Genomic DNA, 14,700 nt, shown 5'->3' with positions numbered 1-14,700 from the left:
CCAAAAAGCCATCCCCCCGCCGCTCCTCTCCCCACCCTTCCTGCCACTCGCTCCTGCAAGCGGCAACCAAATGGGAACAGCACCAACGAAAAAATGGCTCTTGATTACTTTATACAATTTACTATTTTTGGATCTTCACTAGATTTTTACAACGCTCTATCTTTTTACCATCTACTACCTTTTCAAGACCGACAGGCTTTTCACAATCCCGCCAACAAAATTCCGCTTCCTTGCTCTTTCTTACCTTACCCCTGCTCCCTAATCCCTGCCCAAAACAACCACACAAAGATAGGTAGGTAACAATCCAAGCCACCTAAATCCTCTCAACCATCAAAACCGCCAACCTACGCAGCAACGCATTTACCCCGCCTGCTCGGTTCCCCCGGCCTTTTCCTCCACGCGCAGCTTGGCTTCCCCGCGCTTGAGTGCTTCGGCTTCCAAGCGGGCTTGTTCTGCTTCCTGCTCATCCCGCATGCGGTGAGCCATGCGGCTGGAGGCGTTTGCGGCCACGCTGGCTACGAGGTCGTCGAGGAAGGTGTGGACGCGGCCCTCCTCCGATTTGGTGTCCAGTCTTTTGATGACGCCCACTTTATGTTTGTCCAAGTGACCAAAAGTGGTAACTGCGATGCTGCCGTATCCGAAGACGGAGCCTAGTGCCAATGTCTCGTCGCATCCGAACAGGCCTTCGTCCGTTGCGATGATCGATTGGAGCGGCTCGGACAACAGTCCTTTTTCCGCCAGCGTATCCAACTCAACGCCTACCAAAATGGCGTGCTGCATTTCCCTTTTTTCCAAGACGGCTTTTACGCTCTCGATGCACGGTTCTATCGTCAGGCCAGGGTGATAGGGGGCCTGCATGAGATAGACAATCTCAGCGATATCCTCCACCGTGACGCCACGTTCTGCCAGACGGTTGAGAGCAGCGTTTCTGACTTCGATGCTGTGTACTTGCTTCTTCATATAAGAGACAACCCCTTCCACAAATCGAGTGAAGTCGTTTCCTACCATAGTATCACATGGTGACAAAATTGCGACAATCTTTCGCCCAAATAATTGGTAATTCGCCCTCCTGCCCCGCCACAGCAAAATGCTTGAAGGGCAAACTAGCTCGCGACGATGCGCGGGAGCACACGAAAGCATTGGGCAGGTTATGTGCTCTCCTGTATAATAAATTTTGCGAAGAACACCCAGAAGGAGGACACTGCTGTGGCCCTTGAGGAAATCGTCTTGGACAGCCGGCTGCTCGGAACGCCGGAAAAATTGATTGTCTATACCCCGAAACGTTACTCGCCGCTTTACTCCTATCCGGTTCTTTACGTGCAGGATGGCGACGATTACTTGGCAATGGGCAGAATGGCGACCTTGCTGGATCAGATGATTGCGGACAAAGAAATTCCCGACCTGCTCGCCGTTTTTCTTCCCGTCGACAAAGCCAAACGCTTCGACCGCTACCATCCGGATGGGAAAGAGCATTTTGCCTATTCCCGTTTTCTCGCGGATGAAGTGGTCAGCTTCATTGATTCGCATTACTCCACGCATCCATTGGGCAACGGACGCACGTTGCTGGGTGAATCGCTTGGCGGCGTCGTTTCGCTGTTCACCGCGCTTGCTTACCCGCATACGTTTGGACAAGTTGCCAGCCAGTCAGGTGCTGTGGACGAGCAGTTGAACCGCCGGATCGCCCAAGCTGATCTCACCGTGTCCCAAACGTTCTACCTGGAGATTGGGACAGAAGAAACAGCCGTGAACTCTTCTCGCGGCGTCTTGAACCTGTACGCAGCCAACGAGGAGCTGCGGGCGATTTTGCAAACGAAAAAAGCCACCCTCTATTACGAAACATTCGAGGGTGACCATACATGGGGCCACTGGCAGAAAAATTTACCGCGCATGCTACGGACGCTTTACGGGTAAACTTACCGTGGCTGTTCTTCCTTGGGACCTTCATCTTTTAAAGGCGAGACGAGTGCTTCTTCGAACTCTCCTTTGCGGATCGCTGTCAAAATGGTGAAGGTCAGGACGGACAACAAAAGCAGGACGAGAAAAATGAATGTAATCATCATGGCCGTGTACATGCAGCGCGGCACCTCCTTGCACTACACAGTGTTTCCTGACGCGGCTGGAATATACGGATCGGCGCATAACATTACACAAATGAAGAATTTTCTGTTAAAATAGTTTCTTGTAGAGCATGATAGATAGTAAGGAGGAGTGGTTCTTATGTTGTACAGTATCGTAGTCTTTCCATCCAGCAAGGTGCAGGAAGTAGCCAACTCTTACCGGAAGCGTTATGACCCGGCATACGCATTGGTCCCTCCATATATCCGCTTGAAAGAAGCTTTTGACCTCGATGAAGCCAAGCTGCCAGAACTGGTGAGCCATCTGGAGCAGGTTGCCTCTTCTTCGGAGAGCTTTACAGCGCACTTCCATCGGGTATCTTCTTTCCATCCTACAACAAACGTGATCTACCTGGCTGTGCAAAACAAAGAGCCTTTTACCGCACTGCACGAGCAAATCGTGAACAAGTGTGTTTCGGAAAAGGAAACGTATGCGTACGTTCCGCATCTGACCATCGGGCGCGATCTGTCCGACGATGAGCTGCGTGATGTAACCGGACAATTGAGCATGGCCAAAATCGATTTGACCAGCGAGATCGATCGCTTCCACCTGATTTATCAACTGGAAGACGGAATCTGGAGCGTTTACCAGACATTCCTCTTGAACAAATAAAGCATTTCTCTTCCCCTCCTCGCGAGCCTGACTTGCCGGGAGGGATCTTTTTACTGCCACCAGAAAAGGACGTGTCCCCACAGTGAAACAACAATCTTATGCGATTCAAAAAGTAAGCTCGGAAAAAGAAATGCAAGATGCGCTCACGGTGCGCAAAGCAGTGTTCATCGACGAGCAACAGGTTCCTGCCGAGCTGGAAATCGATGAGCATGACGAGCAGGGCAGCGGCACGGTGCACTTCGTCGCTTACAACGAACAGGAACCAGTCGGAGCGAGCCGCTTGCGTCCGTACACGCCTGGCGTTGGAAAAGTCGAGCGCGTCGCTGTGCTGCAAAGCGAACGCGGAACCGGACTTGGCCGCCAGATCATGCTCGTGATGGAAGACGCGGCGAAAGAACTCGGCTTCGACAGCCTCAAACTAAACGCCCAGACGCACGCGCAGCGTTTTTACGAAAAGCTCGGTTACGAGCCGCACGGAGATGTTTTTGATGAAGCAGGCATTGAGCATATCGCGATGGTCAAAGCATTGCGATAGATGCGTTGTCCCAGGCATCACAGACGTTCCTTGCGCTACATAAACCACTGGCAGGTCGCCTCCTTAGCAACCTGAGCTTTTCTTTTGCCCTCCCCTCTTTGTCAAAGCAGGCGGAGGGCGTTTTGCTCTTGACGATTTTTGCCATCTGGATTAGGATAGAAGCAAAACATACGCAACCGTATCTTTAGAGGTGAAGCATGCAATATACGCGAGAAGATTGGGTTCGCGCAGGGCTGAATACGTTGGCGGAGGCGGGAGTGGAAGCTGTGCGCGTGGAAGCCATTGCGCGGAAGCTGTCCATTAGCAAGGGGAGTTTCTACCACCATTTTGCCGACCGCCAAGATTTGCTGAACGCCATGATCGACTACTGGGAGCTGCACGCCACGGAGCGGATCATTTCTGCGCCGGAAGCCGAGCAGGCTACGTTGGAGCAGCTCTTGTCGTTCGTGTTTGCAACCGAGCGCAAGACGGAAGCAGCGATGTACGCCTGGGCCAAGCAAAACCCGGAGCTGGGCAAGCGCGTTGCCGGGATTGAAAAACGCAGAATCGGCTACGTAGCTGCCTTGTATGCCAAAAAAGGACTCTCCCCGGACGAAGCAAATGCCCGCGCTCACCTCGCTTACCTCGTCTACATCGGTTGGCTGGTGCGCGGGGAGCTGGACGAGCCGTTTGACATCGCTGCGCCGTTGCAGCATTTTTTGAAATGGACAACGTGAAAGCTTGCCTTGCTGTGGAGACTTCGTAGAGGTAGGGCTGTGTACGATGATGAGCCATATGGTTTCCATCCGGCAACATGAAAGCATTTCTTTCTGAGTGAGCTTCCTCATGCTGGGTACGATGATGTACCGTACAGCTTCATCTGACAACATGAAAGCATCCTTTCTTTCTGCGGAACTTCCTCGATCTAGGCACGATGATGACCATATGGCTTCATCTGACGACCTGAGAAAGTCCCTATCTGCGGCGAACTTCCTCATGCTGGGCACGGTGATGTACCGTACAGCTTCATCTGACACATGAAAGCCTCCTTTCTGCGGAACTTCCTCGATCTAGGCACGATGATGACCATATGACTCCATCTGACAACATGAAAACATCCTTGCTGCGCGAACTTCTTCATGCCGGGTACGATGATGTATCATATGGCTCTATCCGACGACCTGAGAACGTCCCTTTCTGCCCCCTCCCTGCACTGGGGGATTCTCGCGCCCGAAACATACGCTTGCGTATCTTTTGCAAAAAAACGCCCACGAAGCTTTCACCAAGGAGGCACTCGCATGACCACATTCGTCGTCTTATCTACTGCGATTATCCTGGCCGTTCTGTCATTGTTGCATGTGTACTGGGCATTCGGCGGCCGTTGGGGAAGCACTGCGGCCATCCCCGTTACTGCGCACGATTCCCGCCCGCTATTTCGTCCCGGAAAGATCGGGACGCTCATAGTCGCTGGCCTGCTGCTTTTCGCCGACTATTTGCTGCTCGCGCAAAGCGGTTATTTAGCGCCGCTGATGGCGCCCGCCTTGATTCAATGGGGCTGCATCTTCGGTACTGCCGTTTTTTTCTTGCGTGCTGTCGGCGACTTTCGTTACGTGGGCTTCTTTAAAAAAGTCCGGCACACCGTCTTCGGCCGCCAAGACACCAGATTGTTCACTCCGCTCTGCCTGTGGCTCGGAATGGCGTTTTTGCTGACGGTTCTGTAATCCGCCAGTCACGGTAGTTGCCGACATTTCCCAGGCACAAGGCAATATGTAATTTGCCAGACAAAAAAGCCCCTTCATCCGGTTCAGCCAATCGTCTGACGGATAAGGGGCTACTTTTCTACTTTTCTGTTCCAACAGGCAGGGGAGGCTACTGCGTTATTGCTTTTTGCTCCAACAGACAAGACAAGCCCCTGCGTTCTTACTTTTCGCCCCAACAGACAGGCTAAGCCCCTGCGTTATTACTTTTTGCTCCAACAGACAGGCTAAGCCCCTGCGTTATTACTTTTTGCTCCAACAGACAGGCTAAGCCACTACGTTATTACTTTTTACCCCACCAGCACAGGCTAGACTGCTGCGTTCTTACTTTCTACTCCAACAAGCAGACCAAGCCCTTGCATTATTACTTTTTACTCCGACAGACAGGCCAAGCCCCTGCGTTACTACCTTTCACTCCAACAGGCAGACTAAACTACTGCGTTATTACCTTTCACTCCAACATATAAACCCATCTGCTCCAATTACCCCTTCCGCCTCCGAGCAATCTCACGCAACTGCTCTACCGCCTCTGTCGGCGCCGTGTGCGAGCCGAGCATGGCGTGAAAAGGCTCCTCGCCGCGCCAGCCATGAAAGTCGGAACCGCCTGTCACGACGAGGCCGTGCTCTTGTGCCCACTTGCTGTAGCGCAGCTTTTGCAGCTCATCGTTGTCCGGATGGTTGACTTCGATGCCGTCCAGCCCGAAGACGATCAGCTCGCGCACAAGCTCGTCATCGTCATACAAACCTGGATGCGCCAGCACGGCCGCGCCGCCCGCCTCCTTGATCAGCGTGATCGCCTCCTGAGGCGAGATGCGCGGAGGATTGACGTAAGCCGCTCCCCCTTTGCCCAAATACTTGTCAAACGCCTCTTCGATTGTGGCCACGACGCCCAGCTCGATCAGCTCTTCGGCAATATGCGGGCGACCGATGTTTTTATCTGTGCCTTGCTTGCGGCGGTAGACGTTTTCCAGCGTAATCGAAATACCCAGCTCCTGCAGGCGGGCAATCAGCAACTCGTTGCGCTGGTGGCGCGTTTCTCGCAAGCCCACAAGTCGCTCTTGAAACGCCTGATCCTCATATGGAACAAAATAGCCTAACACGTGAATGTCTTGCCCGTTTCCTACCGAGCTTACTTCCACGCCCGGAATGATTTCCACCCCGAGCCTCGCTCCCGCTTCGATCGCTTCTGCCACGCCCGCCACTGTATCGTGGTCGGTAATCGCCAGAGCGGCAAGTCCCGCTTCTTTCGCCAGGCGCACGTTTTCCGCAGGTTCGCAGGTCCCGTCCGACGCCTTCGTATGTGTATGTAAGTCTGCTTGCAACAGCATATTTTCTCCACTCCTTCTTTTCTTTTTCTTCAAGTCTGAAATCTGCCCACCGCACATAGGATGGTAGCAAACCCGAATTTCTCACAGGTTGAGCCGAGGAGGATGTCCATGCGGTTAAAAAACAAGACCCTGACCGGTGTCGTGCAGCCACTCTCCTATGTCGACAAAATGCTCAGACAGCAGGGGTTTCACCGATCAGGCGGGGACGGCATGCCCACGTACGATGTCGTCATGTACGATTCTGCCAGCAGCAGCACGTATTTCCTGCGCATTCCCACCAATTTTACCACCTCGTCCACTGGAAAAGGCGAGATGACAGTCAAGCTGGGCCATCCGTATCTGGAAGCAAAATTTTATATGAACACCTCTGAAGAGATTTTTTTCATCCCCAAATCCGTTCGGGAAGCAGCCGAGCATAAATTGGCCGAAATTGCCGATTATCTCTCTTCTTCGTCTGGTCCATCCTGAACCGTGCTCCACAACCATCTGTTGGCACAAAACCGATAGGTCACTCTCTTTTCTTTTACCAGTCCGACGAGATAGCCCATGAAAGCCGTCCGAAACAAGGCGTAGCTTCCGGCGTTTTCTATGGAAATGTGCAAGCGTTCACACAGGAGGGCGAGAGCGTCTTCTACTCCGCGCTCCTCTCTTAAAATGTCTTCGATGACAGCGTAAATCCGTTCATGCCATTCCATATTTTTGTGCACCGCACCTTGAGAGGAGGTGGTGTACGCTCCGTGACCTGGCAAATATCCTGTGCATGTGGTCGCAAGGAGCTTGTGCAAACTGTTCATCGTCTCATGCGCATCCACAAGAAACGGCAATTTGTGCTTTTCCAATACTTCCTCACCCAAATAGCTGTCGGCTGCAAAGCATATGTCGTCGCAGATCAGACCGACCTGCTGATAGCTGTGCCCCGGCAGAGAAAGGATCGTAAAAGGCACACCGTCGATTGCAATCGTTCCTTCTAATGGAAGGAGGTGGTCCACCCGGGAAGCTTGCGCCAGCAAAAACTTGTTTTTCAGATCGGCAAGAGGTTCTGCCCCCATGTTCAAATAGATGGGTTCCAGAATCGGATAGCGAATGATCGCTTCTTCCAGCGGTGGTGCGTATACTTTGGCTTCGGGCCAGCATCCGAGCAGGTAGGCGTTTCCTCCGAAGTGGTCGGCATGAGCGTGTGTTTGAATGATCGCGCACAAGGGCTGGGCTATCGCGTCCAGCCCTTTTTTGATTTTCTTCGCCGTTTGCGCCTCCAGCCCGGAATCAATCAGGATGGCCCCGCTCTCCCCTATCACCAACCCGATGTTTACGTGACCGGGAAAATAGCCGACCCGCTCCGTAATCATTTGCGGTGTATGTGTAGACACAATGTTCGCCCCTCATTTCATCCTTTTCCTATTTATTTTCTCCAAAAACTTTGCTTCCCCTGCCCTGGTTCTTCCGGTTTGTTTTGCGCGTACAGATGCGAGCTGTTGTCTTTTCCTGTAAAAAACCGGCAAGACAGGAAAGGCTCGCAACCGTTCTTTGCTCCGCTCTGCGCGCAAAGTGTGCAGCGGGCCAACGATGGTATAAGGCGGATGCGGACGCCCGATCCCACTGAACATGTGTGTCGTAGCTGCGACGGCGACGATTGTCAGCAGCGAAAAGGCGGTGCGCACAAGCCCGATCGTATGCAGCGAGCAGGCCACGATCAGACCGTCAATCACCAGGATCAGCAAAGCCACAGGCAGACGAAAGCGCCGGGCCAAAAATTGCGCTACCAGATCCGTTCCTCCGGTATTCGTTTCGAAGGCGAGCATCAAGCCTACTCCCATGCCGATCAGCAAGCCCCCCGTTACAGACGAAGTCGCCGTAGACCAACTGTTGAAATCGCGCAAATCGGACAGGACATCGATCAAAAAGGCTGAGATCAGCATCCCGTGAAAACTGTGCAAAAACAGCCGACGATCGTAAAAAAACACGATGACATACACCGGAATACTGACGACAATCATGATTATCCCGGGCGGCCACTGCATGTAATACGTCGCCAACAGCCCGATCCCGATCATCCCTCCGTCCATGAGGCGGTGCGGCACCAAAAACAGATTGACGCCAATGGCAACCAGGACACTCCCCATGACGATCGCCACGCTTTTTTGCAGCCAGTACACACGCCTCCCCTCCCTCGGACAACTGCTCGTTTATGTGTATGAATCGAGGGATTCCCGTATGTCCGGACAATGTGCAAAATGCGCCCGGGCAAATCGGAACGTTTTGACTCTTCGGTTGACCTATTGGTATACTTACCTGTAACAAGGAAGTTACGAATGTTTATTCCTTTTGGTTCGTACATTTAAAATACAATTAGCGTAACGGAGGTGAATTCTCCACCTTTCGCACCGCGGAAGGCTGGAGGTGCGCTTGGAGAGTCCGATAGGGGAGATTACGCTGAATCTGCTGCTCGTGGTGTTTTTGGTCCTTTTGAACGGCTTCTTCGTCGCAGCAGAATTCTCGCTGGTTAAAGTTCGCCAAACTCGTTTGGCCCAGCTCGTCAGTGAGGGCAACAACAAGCGTGCCCACTACGCGCAAAAGGTCACCCGGGAGCTCGACGCCTATTTGTCTGCCTGCCAGCTCGGCATCACGCTGGCATCGCTTGGATTAGGCTGGGTTGGTGAGCCTGCAATCGCCCATTACGTCGAACCCATGATGGCATACTTTCAATTCCCGCCGTATATGGTAGGCCCTGTTTCTCTTGCCATCGCGTTTGCTATCATTACGTTTTTGCACATCGTTTTCGGAGAGCTTGCTCCCAAATCGCTCGCGATTCAAAAAGCGGAAGCGACTTCGCTGTGGACTGCTGCTCCGCTCATGTTTTTCTACAAGCTCAGCTACCCGCTCATCTGGTTTTTGAACGGAGCGGCCAACCTGTTCATCCGCCGCTTGGGCATCGAGCCTGCTACGGAGAGCGACCCGGCCCACACGGAGGAAGAAATTCGCTTGCTGGTCAATCAGAGCCATAAGAGCGGCCACATCGACCAAACGGAAATGGCCCTGGTGGACAACGTCTTTGATTTTTCCGAACGACTTGCCCGGGAAATTATGATCCCGCGCATCGACATGATTTGTTTGTACGATGACAACACGTTTGACGAAAATTTGCAAATCATCCGGGAATCCCGCCACTCACGCTTCCCTGTCGCCCATGAAGACAAAGACAGGCTGATTGGCTTCGTGCACACTTCCGACTTTTTCCTGTCGGCGCTGACAACCGGGAAAGCCGAGTTAAACGATTTCCTTCGTCCCCTGCTTACGGTGCCAGAGTCCATGGAAATCAGCCACGTGCTGCGGCTCATGCAAAAGCGCCGCTCGCAAATCGCGATCGTCATCGACGAGTATGGCGGCACAGCAGGGATTTTGACCATGGAAGACATCCTGGAGGAAATTGTCGGCGACATTCAGGATGAATTTGACGAAAATGAACGGCCTGAAATTGAAGAAAGTGCGAGCAATGCCCTCTCGGTTTCTGGAAAAACACTCTTGAGCGAGTTGAACGATTTTCTGACGATCGAGATCGTCTCCGATGAGGTCGATACGATTGCCGGCTGGCTCTACAGCCAACTGAACGAAGAAGTGGCATCAGGCAAAGCCGTCATGTACGAAGGCTACCTGTTTACAATTAGCGAGTTGGAAAATCACCGGATCACACGCGTGGCGATCACCCATCTGGATGAGGAAGAATCGGCCGCACTTCCGGAGGACACGATTTTGCTGCACGCCCAGTCATAGCGAACAACATTTGGCAAGTGTCCCCTTCAAGCCAGGGGGCACTTCTTGTTTCCACAGTCAGACCGTTGACAAAGAAGCTGTTTTTTCGAGGTGCCTACATGAACTATGCGTTACTAGACAACAAACCCATCCTGTTGCAGCCTGACACTTACAACCGCATACCGTTTTGGCGCATGGCAGCCCGACAGGACAAGGTTCGCTGTCCGGCCTGCGGCTCCCCGTTGCGCCTGGTTGCGGGCATCAGCTTTGAGCCTTATTTCGCGCATTCACTGGAAACGGACTGTCCGCTTTTGCCGCAAAACAGTCCTGCCACTTTTGAGTGGCTGCAAGCGTTGGACGAGACGGCAGCGGCGACGCTCCACCCTATCGTCACTGGCACCGCTGCTGTCGCCAGCACTGACGCAGTTGTAGAGCATACGCCAGCAGATGCAGATGGTACAAGCTCTGCAACTGGTGCACCAGCTGACGATTCGCTCGGCCGCGCGACGGAAAAAGCATCCGGCGAAGACGATCGCACGGAAACGGAAACCGACACCACAACGATCGGTTCCTTTCGCCTCCCGAAAAAACGGACGATTGGCAGCAGCGTCACACCAGCTCCGCCTCCGCCACAGCCCCCGGTCTTTCGCAAGCGCTTCATGCCGAAAAAGACGATCGCGCACTTGGCGGAGCAACAGCTTGACCAACCGCTCCACCCTACGCAGCAGCAGGCTGTGCATGCGACAGATGGGCCGCTTTTGATTCTCGCCGGAGCCGGCAGCGGCAAGACCCGCGTGATGACAGCGCGCACCGCCCACCTGATCAAAGATCTCGGTGTGGAGCCAAACCGGATCATGGTCGTGACCTTTACCACGAAAGCCGCGGAAGAAATCCGTCTGCGCATTGCCAGACAGCTTCCGTCCGGTCAGGCCCGCGAGCTGATTGCCGGAACGTTTCACAGTATTTTTTACCGCATGCTCTTGCACCATCAGCCGAACAATTGGGATCAGCAGCGGCTTTTGAAAAAAGACTGGCAAAAGTGGCGGCTCCTGCGCGAAACCGGGTCGCTGCTCGGACACGACGAGCTGGCTGCCTTAAAAGAAACTGACATCACCGAAGCGCTCGGCATCGTCAGCCGCTGGAAAAACGAATACATCCTCCCGCGTGAGGTTGCCTACCGTGAACTGGCGACCGATGCGGAAAAGCGGGCGGCACAGCTGTATCCGCTCTACGAGGAAGCGAAGAAAAAGCACCAATGGTTTGATTTCGACGACATGCTGCTCGGCTGCTACGAGCTTTTGCGCGACAATCAAAACTTGCTGCAGCGCTACCAGGAGCGGATTACCCACGTCATGATCGACGAGTTTCAAGATATTAACCGCATCCAGTACGAGACGGTCAAGCTGCTGTGCGCACCGCAAAACAACCTGTGCGTCATTGGCGATGACGATCAGTCGATCTACGGCTTTCGCGGCAGTGATCCCCAGTACATATTGGGCTTCACCAAAGATTTTCCCCAAGCCTCTACGATTACACTGGAAGTGAACTACCGCTCTCACTCTTCCATCGTCAGTCTCGGCTATTCGCTCATCGGCCACAATCGCGCCCGCTGGGACAAGGCGTGCCGTTCGTTCCACCGCGAGGAAGGCGACACGTTTTTGTTTGAACCGGACGACGAAGAAGAGCAGGCATCCCGGATCGTGGATGAAATCATCCATCGGCGCGAGCAAGGAACGGCTTTAGGCGAATGCGCCATCCTCTACCGGACAAACGAGTCGACGCGCCCGCTTTTGGAGCGGTTGAGCGAGGCGGGCATCCCGTTTCACTACACCCAGGAGGAAGAGTCGTTTTACCAGCGTCAGACGGTTCGCTGGACTTTGCACTACTTGCGGCTGGCGCTCAATCCGGACGACACGGATGCGCTCAGGGAAATCTTGCCGACGCTGTACATTTCCGGCGAGACATGGAATGCCGTGCGCAGCCAATCCATTTTGGAGGACAAGCCCGTTTTGCATATCCTCCCGCACCTGACACAGCTCAAACCGTACCAGCGCAAGCATATGCAAGTGATCAACGACATTCTCGCCGCGTGCAAGGATTGCCCTCCTGCCCAGGCGCTGGAGCTGATTTACGAAGACGGAAAGCTGCGCGACTACTTGAAAAAGCGGGCCCGTGACCGGGAAGATGGCCGGGAACGCTGGAGCGACGAGCTGCAACAAATTCTCGCCGCCGCCAAGCGGCACGCCACGATCGGCGACTTTTTGGCTTACATCGAGCAGATGACGCGACAAGAAAAAGAGTGGCGCAATATGCGGCCACTCCCGGGCGAAGCTGTTCACGTATTAAGCATTCATCGGGCAAAAGGGCTGGAGTACGACCATGTCTTCCTGCCAGACCTGGTGGAAGGCGCTCTCCCTCACGAGTACACGCTGGATGAACTGCGCAAAGGGCAGACGACCGCCATCGAAGAAGAACGCCGTCTCCTATACGTTGCGATTACCCGTGCCCGGCGCAGTTTGTGTATCGGTATCCCCCGGGAGCGCTTCGGCCGGAAGACCCGCCCCTCCCGCTTCGTCTCCGAAATGGGCAGGTAAATACTGAAAGCCGCCGCCCATGTAAATCAAAAATTCTTCCATGTTTGTAATCAACGGAAACATAAAAAGGCTCCCTTCGTCGCATTTTTGTATAGTATGCGAGCGGAGGGAGCCTGTTATTCGTTTAGCCGCCGATGATGCTGTAGCCAGCGTCTACGTGCAAAATTTCGCCGGTGATGCCGCGGGAGAGATTGCTGAACAAGAAGAGGGCCGTGTCGCCTACCTCTGTCTGGTCAATCGTGCGACGCAGCGGAGCTTTTTCTTCGATTTCTTTCAGGACCGCATTGAAATTGCGGATGCCTTTTGCCGCCAGCGTTCGGATCGGGCCAGCGGAAATCGCGTTCACGCGGATGTTCTCTTTGCCGAGGTCGTTCGCGAGGTAGCGTACAGATGCGTCCAGCGCCGCTTTTGCCACGCCCATGACGTTGTAGTTTTGCACCACGCGCTCGCCACCCAGGTAAGTCATGGTCACGATGCTTCCGCCTTCTGTCATCAGCGGACGAGCAGCACGCGCTACCGCTACCAGCGAGAACGCGCTGATATCCTGTGCCAATGCGTATCCGTCACGGGAAGTGTTGACGAATTCGCCTTCCAGCTCCTCTGTTTTGGCAAACGCGATGCAGTGTGCCAAGCCGTGAATGACGCCCACTTTTTCCCGGATCGTCGCGAATGCTGCTTCCACTTCTTCGTCCTTGGTCACGTCGCAGTTCACCAGCAAAGATTCCTTGCCCAATTTGGCAGACAGCTCTGCTACGTTTTCGCGCAGACGATCTCCCTGATAGGTGAAAATCAGGTTCGCTCCCGCGTTGTGCAAAGATTGGGCAATGCCCCAAGCGATGCTGCGGTGGTTCGCTACACCCATGATTACGATATTTTTGCCTTGCAACAGTGTATTCATTATGTATTCGCCCCTTCCCAAGCTATTCCCCGCCATTATAACCGATCTTGTCCTTCGTTACGAGAGGGGCGCGTGAAAAGAGCAGGAAACGCTTCGTTTCGACATCGGCTTCATCGGCTTAGGCAGGCTACTCGGTCGCCGCCGAAGACTCGCTCGGGGTGGGAACGAACGTCCCCCACGCTTCGTCAAAAGGATTCAGGGAAGTTCCCATGACCGGGAACTCGCTCGCCGCCTGCGCGGTTTCGTCGACTTGATTACGATTTTGTTCATTCATGCTCACCAAGGCTCCTTTGCGTCAATCTGTCATGCCATTCTGTTCATTAGGCTGGCAAGGAGCGCCCTGGTTTATGCATGAAGATGATTCGCGTGCAAGCAAGCAGACAACACGATATAGACCAGGACGGAACCAAAAAAGTAGACACCGTATTCCGCCCGCCTCGCCTGCACAATGTATGGCACCAGATGACTGGCCGACACGTACAGGAAAATTCCCGTGGTCATCGCAAGCATCACATCCGACCAGTTCGGCGGAAAAATACGCTCGGCAACTCCGAAGCTGCAAGCTCCGACAATCGTGGCAATCCCCAGGGAGGTCGCGGCCCAGAGCGCTTTTTTCCGCGAGTTTGTAGCCGCGAGCATCAGGGAAGCGACCGTGACCCCGTCCGGTATTTTGTGCAGCAGCATAGCCAAAAGGACGGACATGCCTACCTCCGAATCCACCGTCAAGCTTGCCACAAGCGACACACCTTCGACAAAGGCGTGCAGCAAAAATCCGCCTACGACACCGATGATGCTTGTCGAACCGATTTCTCCTCCGGCTTTCCCGAGCAATTCCAGGGCAAACATCGCCGCAAAACCGACGAGCACAAACGGCATCATCCGCATATTCGCGCCCTGGAGCACGTGCGGCATCAAGTCCAGAAACGTAATCGCCAAAAGCAGGCCCGCTCCGGCGCTGATCATGGCGAACAATGCCTTTTGCGACCAGACGCGCAGACAAAGCAACAGCCCGCCCACGCAGCTTGCCAGCGCGGCCGCAAGCAAAACTACCCAAAAGACAGGTTGCATCATCCAGTCCTCTCCTCATCCCGCATGAGTATGGGACGTGTATTCCCTCCATATGTACGCGCCTGTC

General features: G+C 53.9%; 16 protein-coding genes. 8 read left to right on the top strand and 8 right to left on the bottom strand.

The window, feature by feature from the left end:
• Positions 1 to 360: 360 nt before the first annotated feature.
• Positions 361 to 960, bottom strand: a complete 600-nt coding sequence (locus EDM60_RS15800; protein ID WP_122964839.1) for a phosphatidylglycerophosphatase A family protein — start codon at positions 958 to 960, stop codon at positions 361 to 363.
• Between the two features lie 246 nt (positions 961 to 1,206).
• Between EDM60_RS15800 and EDM60_RS15795 the strand changes: the two genes are divergently transcribed.
• Positions 1,207 to 1,911 carry an alpha/beta hydrolase gene (locus EDM60_RS15795; protein ID WP_122964838.1) on the top strand — a complete coding sequence of 235 codons (705 nt, stop codon included), beginning with the start codon at positions 1,207 to 1,209 and terminating at the stop codon, positions 1,909 to 1,911.
• 2 nt (positions 1,912 to 1,913) lie between these two features.
• On the opposite strand, the gene EDM60_RS28680 is transcribed toward EDM60_RS15795, so the two are convergent.
• Positions 1,914 to 2,072, bottom strand: coding sequence for a hypothetical protein (locus EDM60_RS28680; protein ID WP_167470313.1), 159 nt, complete (start codon positions 2,070 to 2,072; stop codon positions 1,914 to 1,916).
• A 145-nt stretch (positions 2,073 to 2,217) separates the two neighbouring features.
• Here EDM60_RS28680 and EDM60_RS15790 point away from each other — a divergent pair, with 145 nt between their 5' ends.
• From EDM60_RS15790 to EDM60_RS15775, 4 genes are all read left to right on the top strand, one after another.
• The gene (locus EDM60_RS15790) at positions 2,218 to 2,727 is read left to right on the top strand and encodes a YjcG family protein (RefSeq protein WP_063230116.1); all 510 of its coding nucleotides are present in this window, start codon (positions 2,218 to 2,220) and stop codon (positions 2,725 to 2,727) included.
• Positions 2,728 to 2,809: 82 nt separating this feature from the next.
• Entirely contained in the window at positions 2,810 to 3,262 is a 453-nt protein-coding gene (locus EDM60_RS15785) for a GNAT family N-acetyltransferase (protein WP_122964837.1), read from the top strand.
• 197 nt (positions 3,263 to 3,459) lie between these two features.
• Positions 3,460 to 3,978, top strand: coding sequence for a TetR/AcrR family transcriptional regulator (locus tag EDM60_RS15780; protein WP_122964836.1), 519 nt, complete (start codon positions 3,460 to 3,462; stop codon positions 3,976 to 3,978).
• A 561-nt stretch (positions 3,979 to 4,539) separates the two neighbouring features.
• On the top strand, positions 4,540 to 4,962 hold the full coding sequence (locus EDM60_RS15775) for a DUF3995 domain-containing protein (RefSeq protein ID WP_122964835.1): 423 nt from the start codon (positions 4,540 to 4,542) through the stop codon (positions 4,960 to 4,962).
• 518 nt (positions 4,963 to 5,480) lie between these two features.
• On the opposite strand, the gene EDM60_RS15770 is transcribed toward EDM60_RS15775, so the two are convergent.
• Entirely contained in the window at positions 5,481 to 6,326 is an 846-nt protein-coding gene (locus EDM60_RS15770) for a PHP domain-containing protein (protein WP_122964834.1), read from the bottom strand.
• 108 nt (positions 6,327 to 6,434) lie between these two features.
• Between EDM60_RS15770 and EDM60_RS15765 the strand changes: the two genes are divergently transcribed.
• Positions 6,435 to 6,794 (top strand): hypothetical protein, encoded by a 360-nt coding sequence (locus EDM60_RS15765; RefSeq protein WP_122964833.1) that lies wholly within the window; start codon positions 6,435 to 6,437, stop codon positions 6,792 to 6,794.
• Here EDM60_RS15765 and EDM60_RS15760 read toward each other — a convergent pair.
• Both EDM60_RS15760 and EDM60_RS15755 read right to left on the bottom strand, forming a co-directional pair.
• Entirely contained in the window at positions 6,764 to 7,672 is a 909-nt protein-coding gene (locus EDM60_RS15760; protein ID WP_122964832.1) for an MBL fold metallo-hydrolase, read from the bottom strand. The two genes, EDM60_RS15765 and EDM60_RS15760, sit on opposite strands and share 31 nt — an antisense overlap.
• 33 nt (positions 7,673 to 7,705) lie before the next feature.
• On the bottom strand, positions 7,706 to 8,479 hold the full coding sequence (locus EDM60_RS15755; protein WP_122964831.1) for a YitT family protein: 774 nt from the start codon (positions 8,477 to 8,479) through the stop codon (positions 7,706 to 7,708).
• A gap of 244 nt (positions 8,480 to 8,723) precedes the next feature.
• On the opposite strand from EDM60_RS15755, the gene EDM60_RS15750 reads away from it, so the two are divergent.
• Both EDM60_RS15750 and EDM60_RS15745 read left to right on the top strand, forming a co-directional pair.
• The gene (locus EDM60_RS15750) at positions 8,724 to 10,094 is read left to right on the top strand and encodes a hemolysin family protein (RefSeq protein WP_122964830.1); all 1,371 of its coding nucleotides are present in this window, start codon (positions 8,724 to 8,726) and stop codon (positions 10,092 to 10,094) included.
• A 98-nt stretch (positions 10,095 to 10,192) separates the two neighbouring features.
• On the top strand, positions 10,193 to 12,667 hold the full coding sequence (locus EDM60_RS15745) for a UvrD-helicase domain-containing protein (protein WP_122964844.1): 2,475 nt from the start codon (positions 10,193 to 10,195) through the stop codon (positions 12,665 to 12,667).
• Between the two features lie 124 nt (positions 12,668 to 12,791).
• On the opposite strand, the gene fabI is transcribed toward EDM60_RS15745, so the two are convergent.
• The 3 genes from fabI to EDM60_RS15735 form a co-directional block, all read right to left on the bottom strand.
• Positions 12,792 to 13,565 carry an enoyl-ACP reductase FabI gene (fabI, locus tag EDM60_RS15740; RefSeq protein ID WP_063230109.1) on the bottom strand — a complete coding sequence of 258 codons (774 nt, stop codon included), beginning with the start codon at positions 13,563 to 13,565 and terminating at the stop codon, positions 12,792 to 12,794.
• A 127-nt stretch (positions 13,566 to 13,692) separates the two neighbouring features.
• Positions 13,693 to 13,839 carry a hypothetical protein gene (locus EDM60_RS28675; RefSeq protein ID WP_167470312.1) on the bottom strand — a complete coding sequence of 49 codons (147 nt, stop codon included), beginning with the start codon at positions 13,837 to 13,839 and terminating at the stop codon, positions 13,693 to 13,695.
• 71 nt (positions 13,840 to 13,910) lie between these two features.
• Positions 13,911 to 14,636, bottom strand: coding sequence for a ZIP family metal transporter (locus EDM60_RS15735; RefSeq protein ID WP_122964829.1), 726 nt, complete (start codon positions 14,634 to 14,636; stop codon positions 13,911 to 13,913).
• Positions 14,637 to 14,700 lie beyond the last annotated feature (64 nt).

Origin of the sequence: Brevibacillus parabrevis, assembly GCF_003710905.1 — a bacterium.
Taxonomy (GTDB): domain Bacteria; phylum Bacillota; class Bacilli; order Brevibacillales; family Brevibacillaceae; genus Brevibacillus; species Brevibacillus parabrevis.
This window is presented reverse-complemented; position numbering and strand designations above follow the sequence as displayed.

Bases quoted from the DNA above. Each gene is read 5' to 3' on its own strand.
- EDM60_RS15800 (WP_122964839.1), bottom strand. From the start codon at position 960: ATGAAGAAGCAAGTACACAGCATCGAAGTCAGAAACGCTGCTCTCAAC.
- EDM60_RS28680 (WP_167470313.1), bottom strand. From the start codon at position 2,072: ATGTACACGGCCATGATGATTACATTCATTTTTCTCGTCCTGCTTTTG.
- EDM60_RS15790 (WP_063230116.1), top strand. From the start codon at position 2,218: ATGTTGTACAGTATCGTAGTCTTTCCATCCAGCAAGGTGCAGGAAGTA.
- EDM60_RS15780 (WP_122964836.1), top strand. From the start codon at position 3,460: ATGCAATATACGCGAGAAGATTGGGTTCGCGCAGGGCTGAATACGTTG.
- EDM60_RS15775 (WP_122964835.1), top strand. From the start codon at position 4,540: ATGACCACATTCGTCGTCTTATCTACTGCGATTATCCTGGCCGTTCTG.
- EDM60_RS15770 (WP_122964834.1), bottom strand. From the start codon at position 6,326: ATGCTGTTGCAAGCAGACTTACATACACATACGAAGGCGTCGGACGGG.
- EDM60_RS15765 (WP_122964833.1), top strand. From the start codon at position 6,435: ATGCGGTTAAAAAACAAGACCCTGACCGGTGTCGTGCAGCCACTCTCC.
- EDM60_RS15760 (WP_122964832.1), bottom strand. From the start codon at position 7,672: ATGATTACGGAGCGGGTCGGCTATTTTCCCGGTCACGTAAACATCGGG.
- EDM60_RS15745 (WP_122964844.1), top strand. From the start codon at position 10,193: ATGAACTATGCGTTACTAGACAACAAACCCATCCTGTTGCAGCCTGAC.
- fabI (WP_063230109.1), bottom strand. From the start codon at position 13,565: ATGAATACACTGTTGCAAGGCAAAAATATCGTAATCATGGGTGTAGCG.
- EDM60_RS28675 (WP_167470312.1), bottom strand. From the start codon at position 13,839: ATGAATGAACAAAATCGTAATCAAGTCGACGAAACCGCGCAGGCGGCG.
- EDM60_RS15735 (WP_122964829.1), bottom strand. From the start codon at position 14,636: ATGATGCAACCTGTCTTTTGGGTAGTTTTGCTTGCGGCCGCGCTGGCA.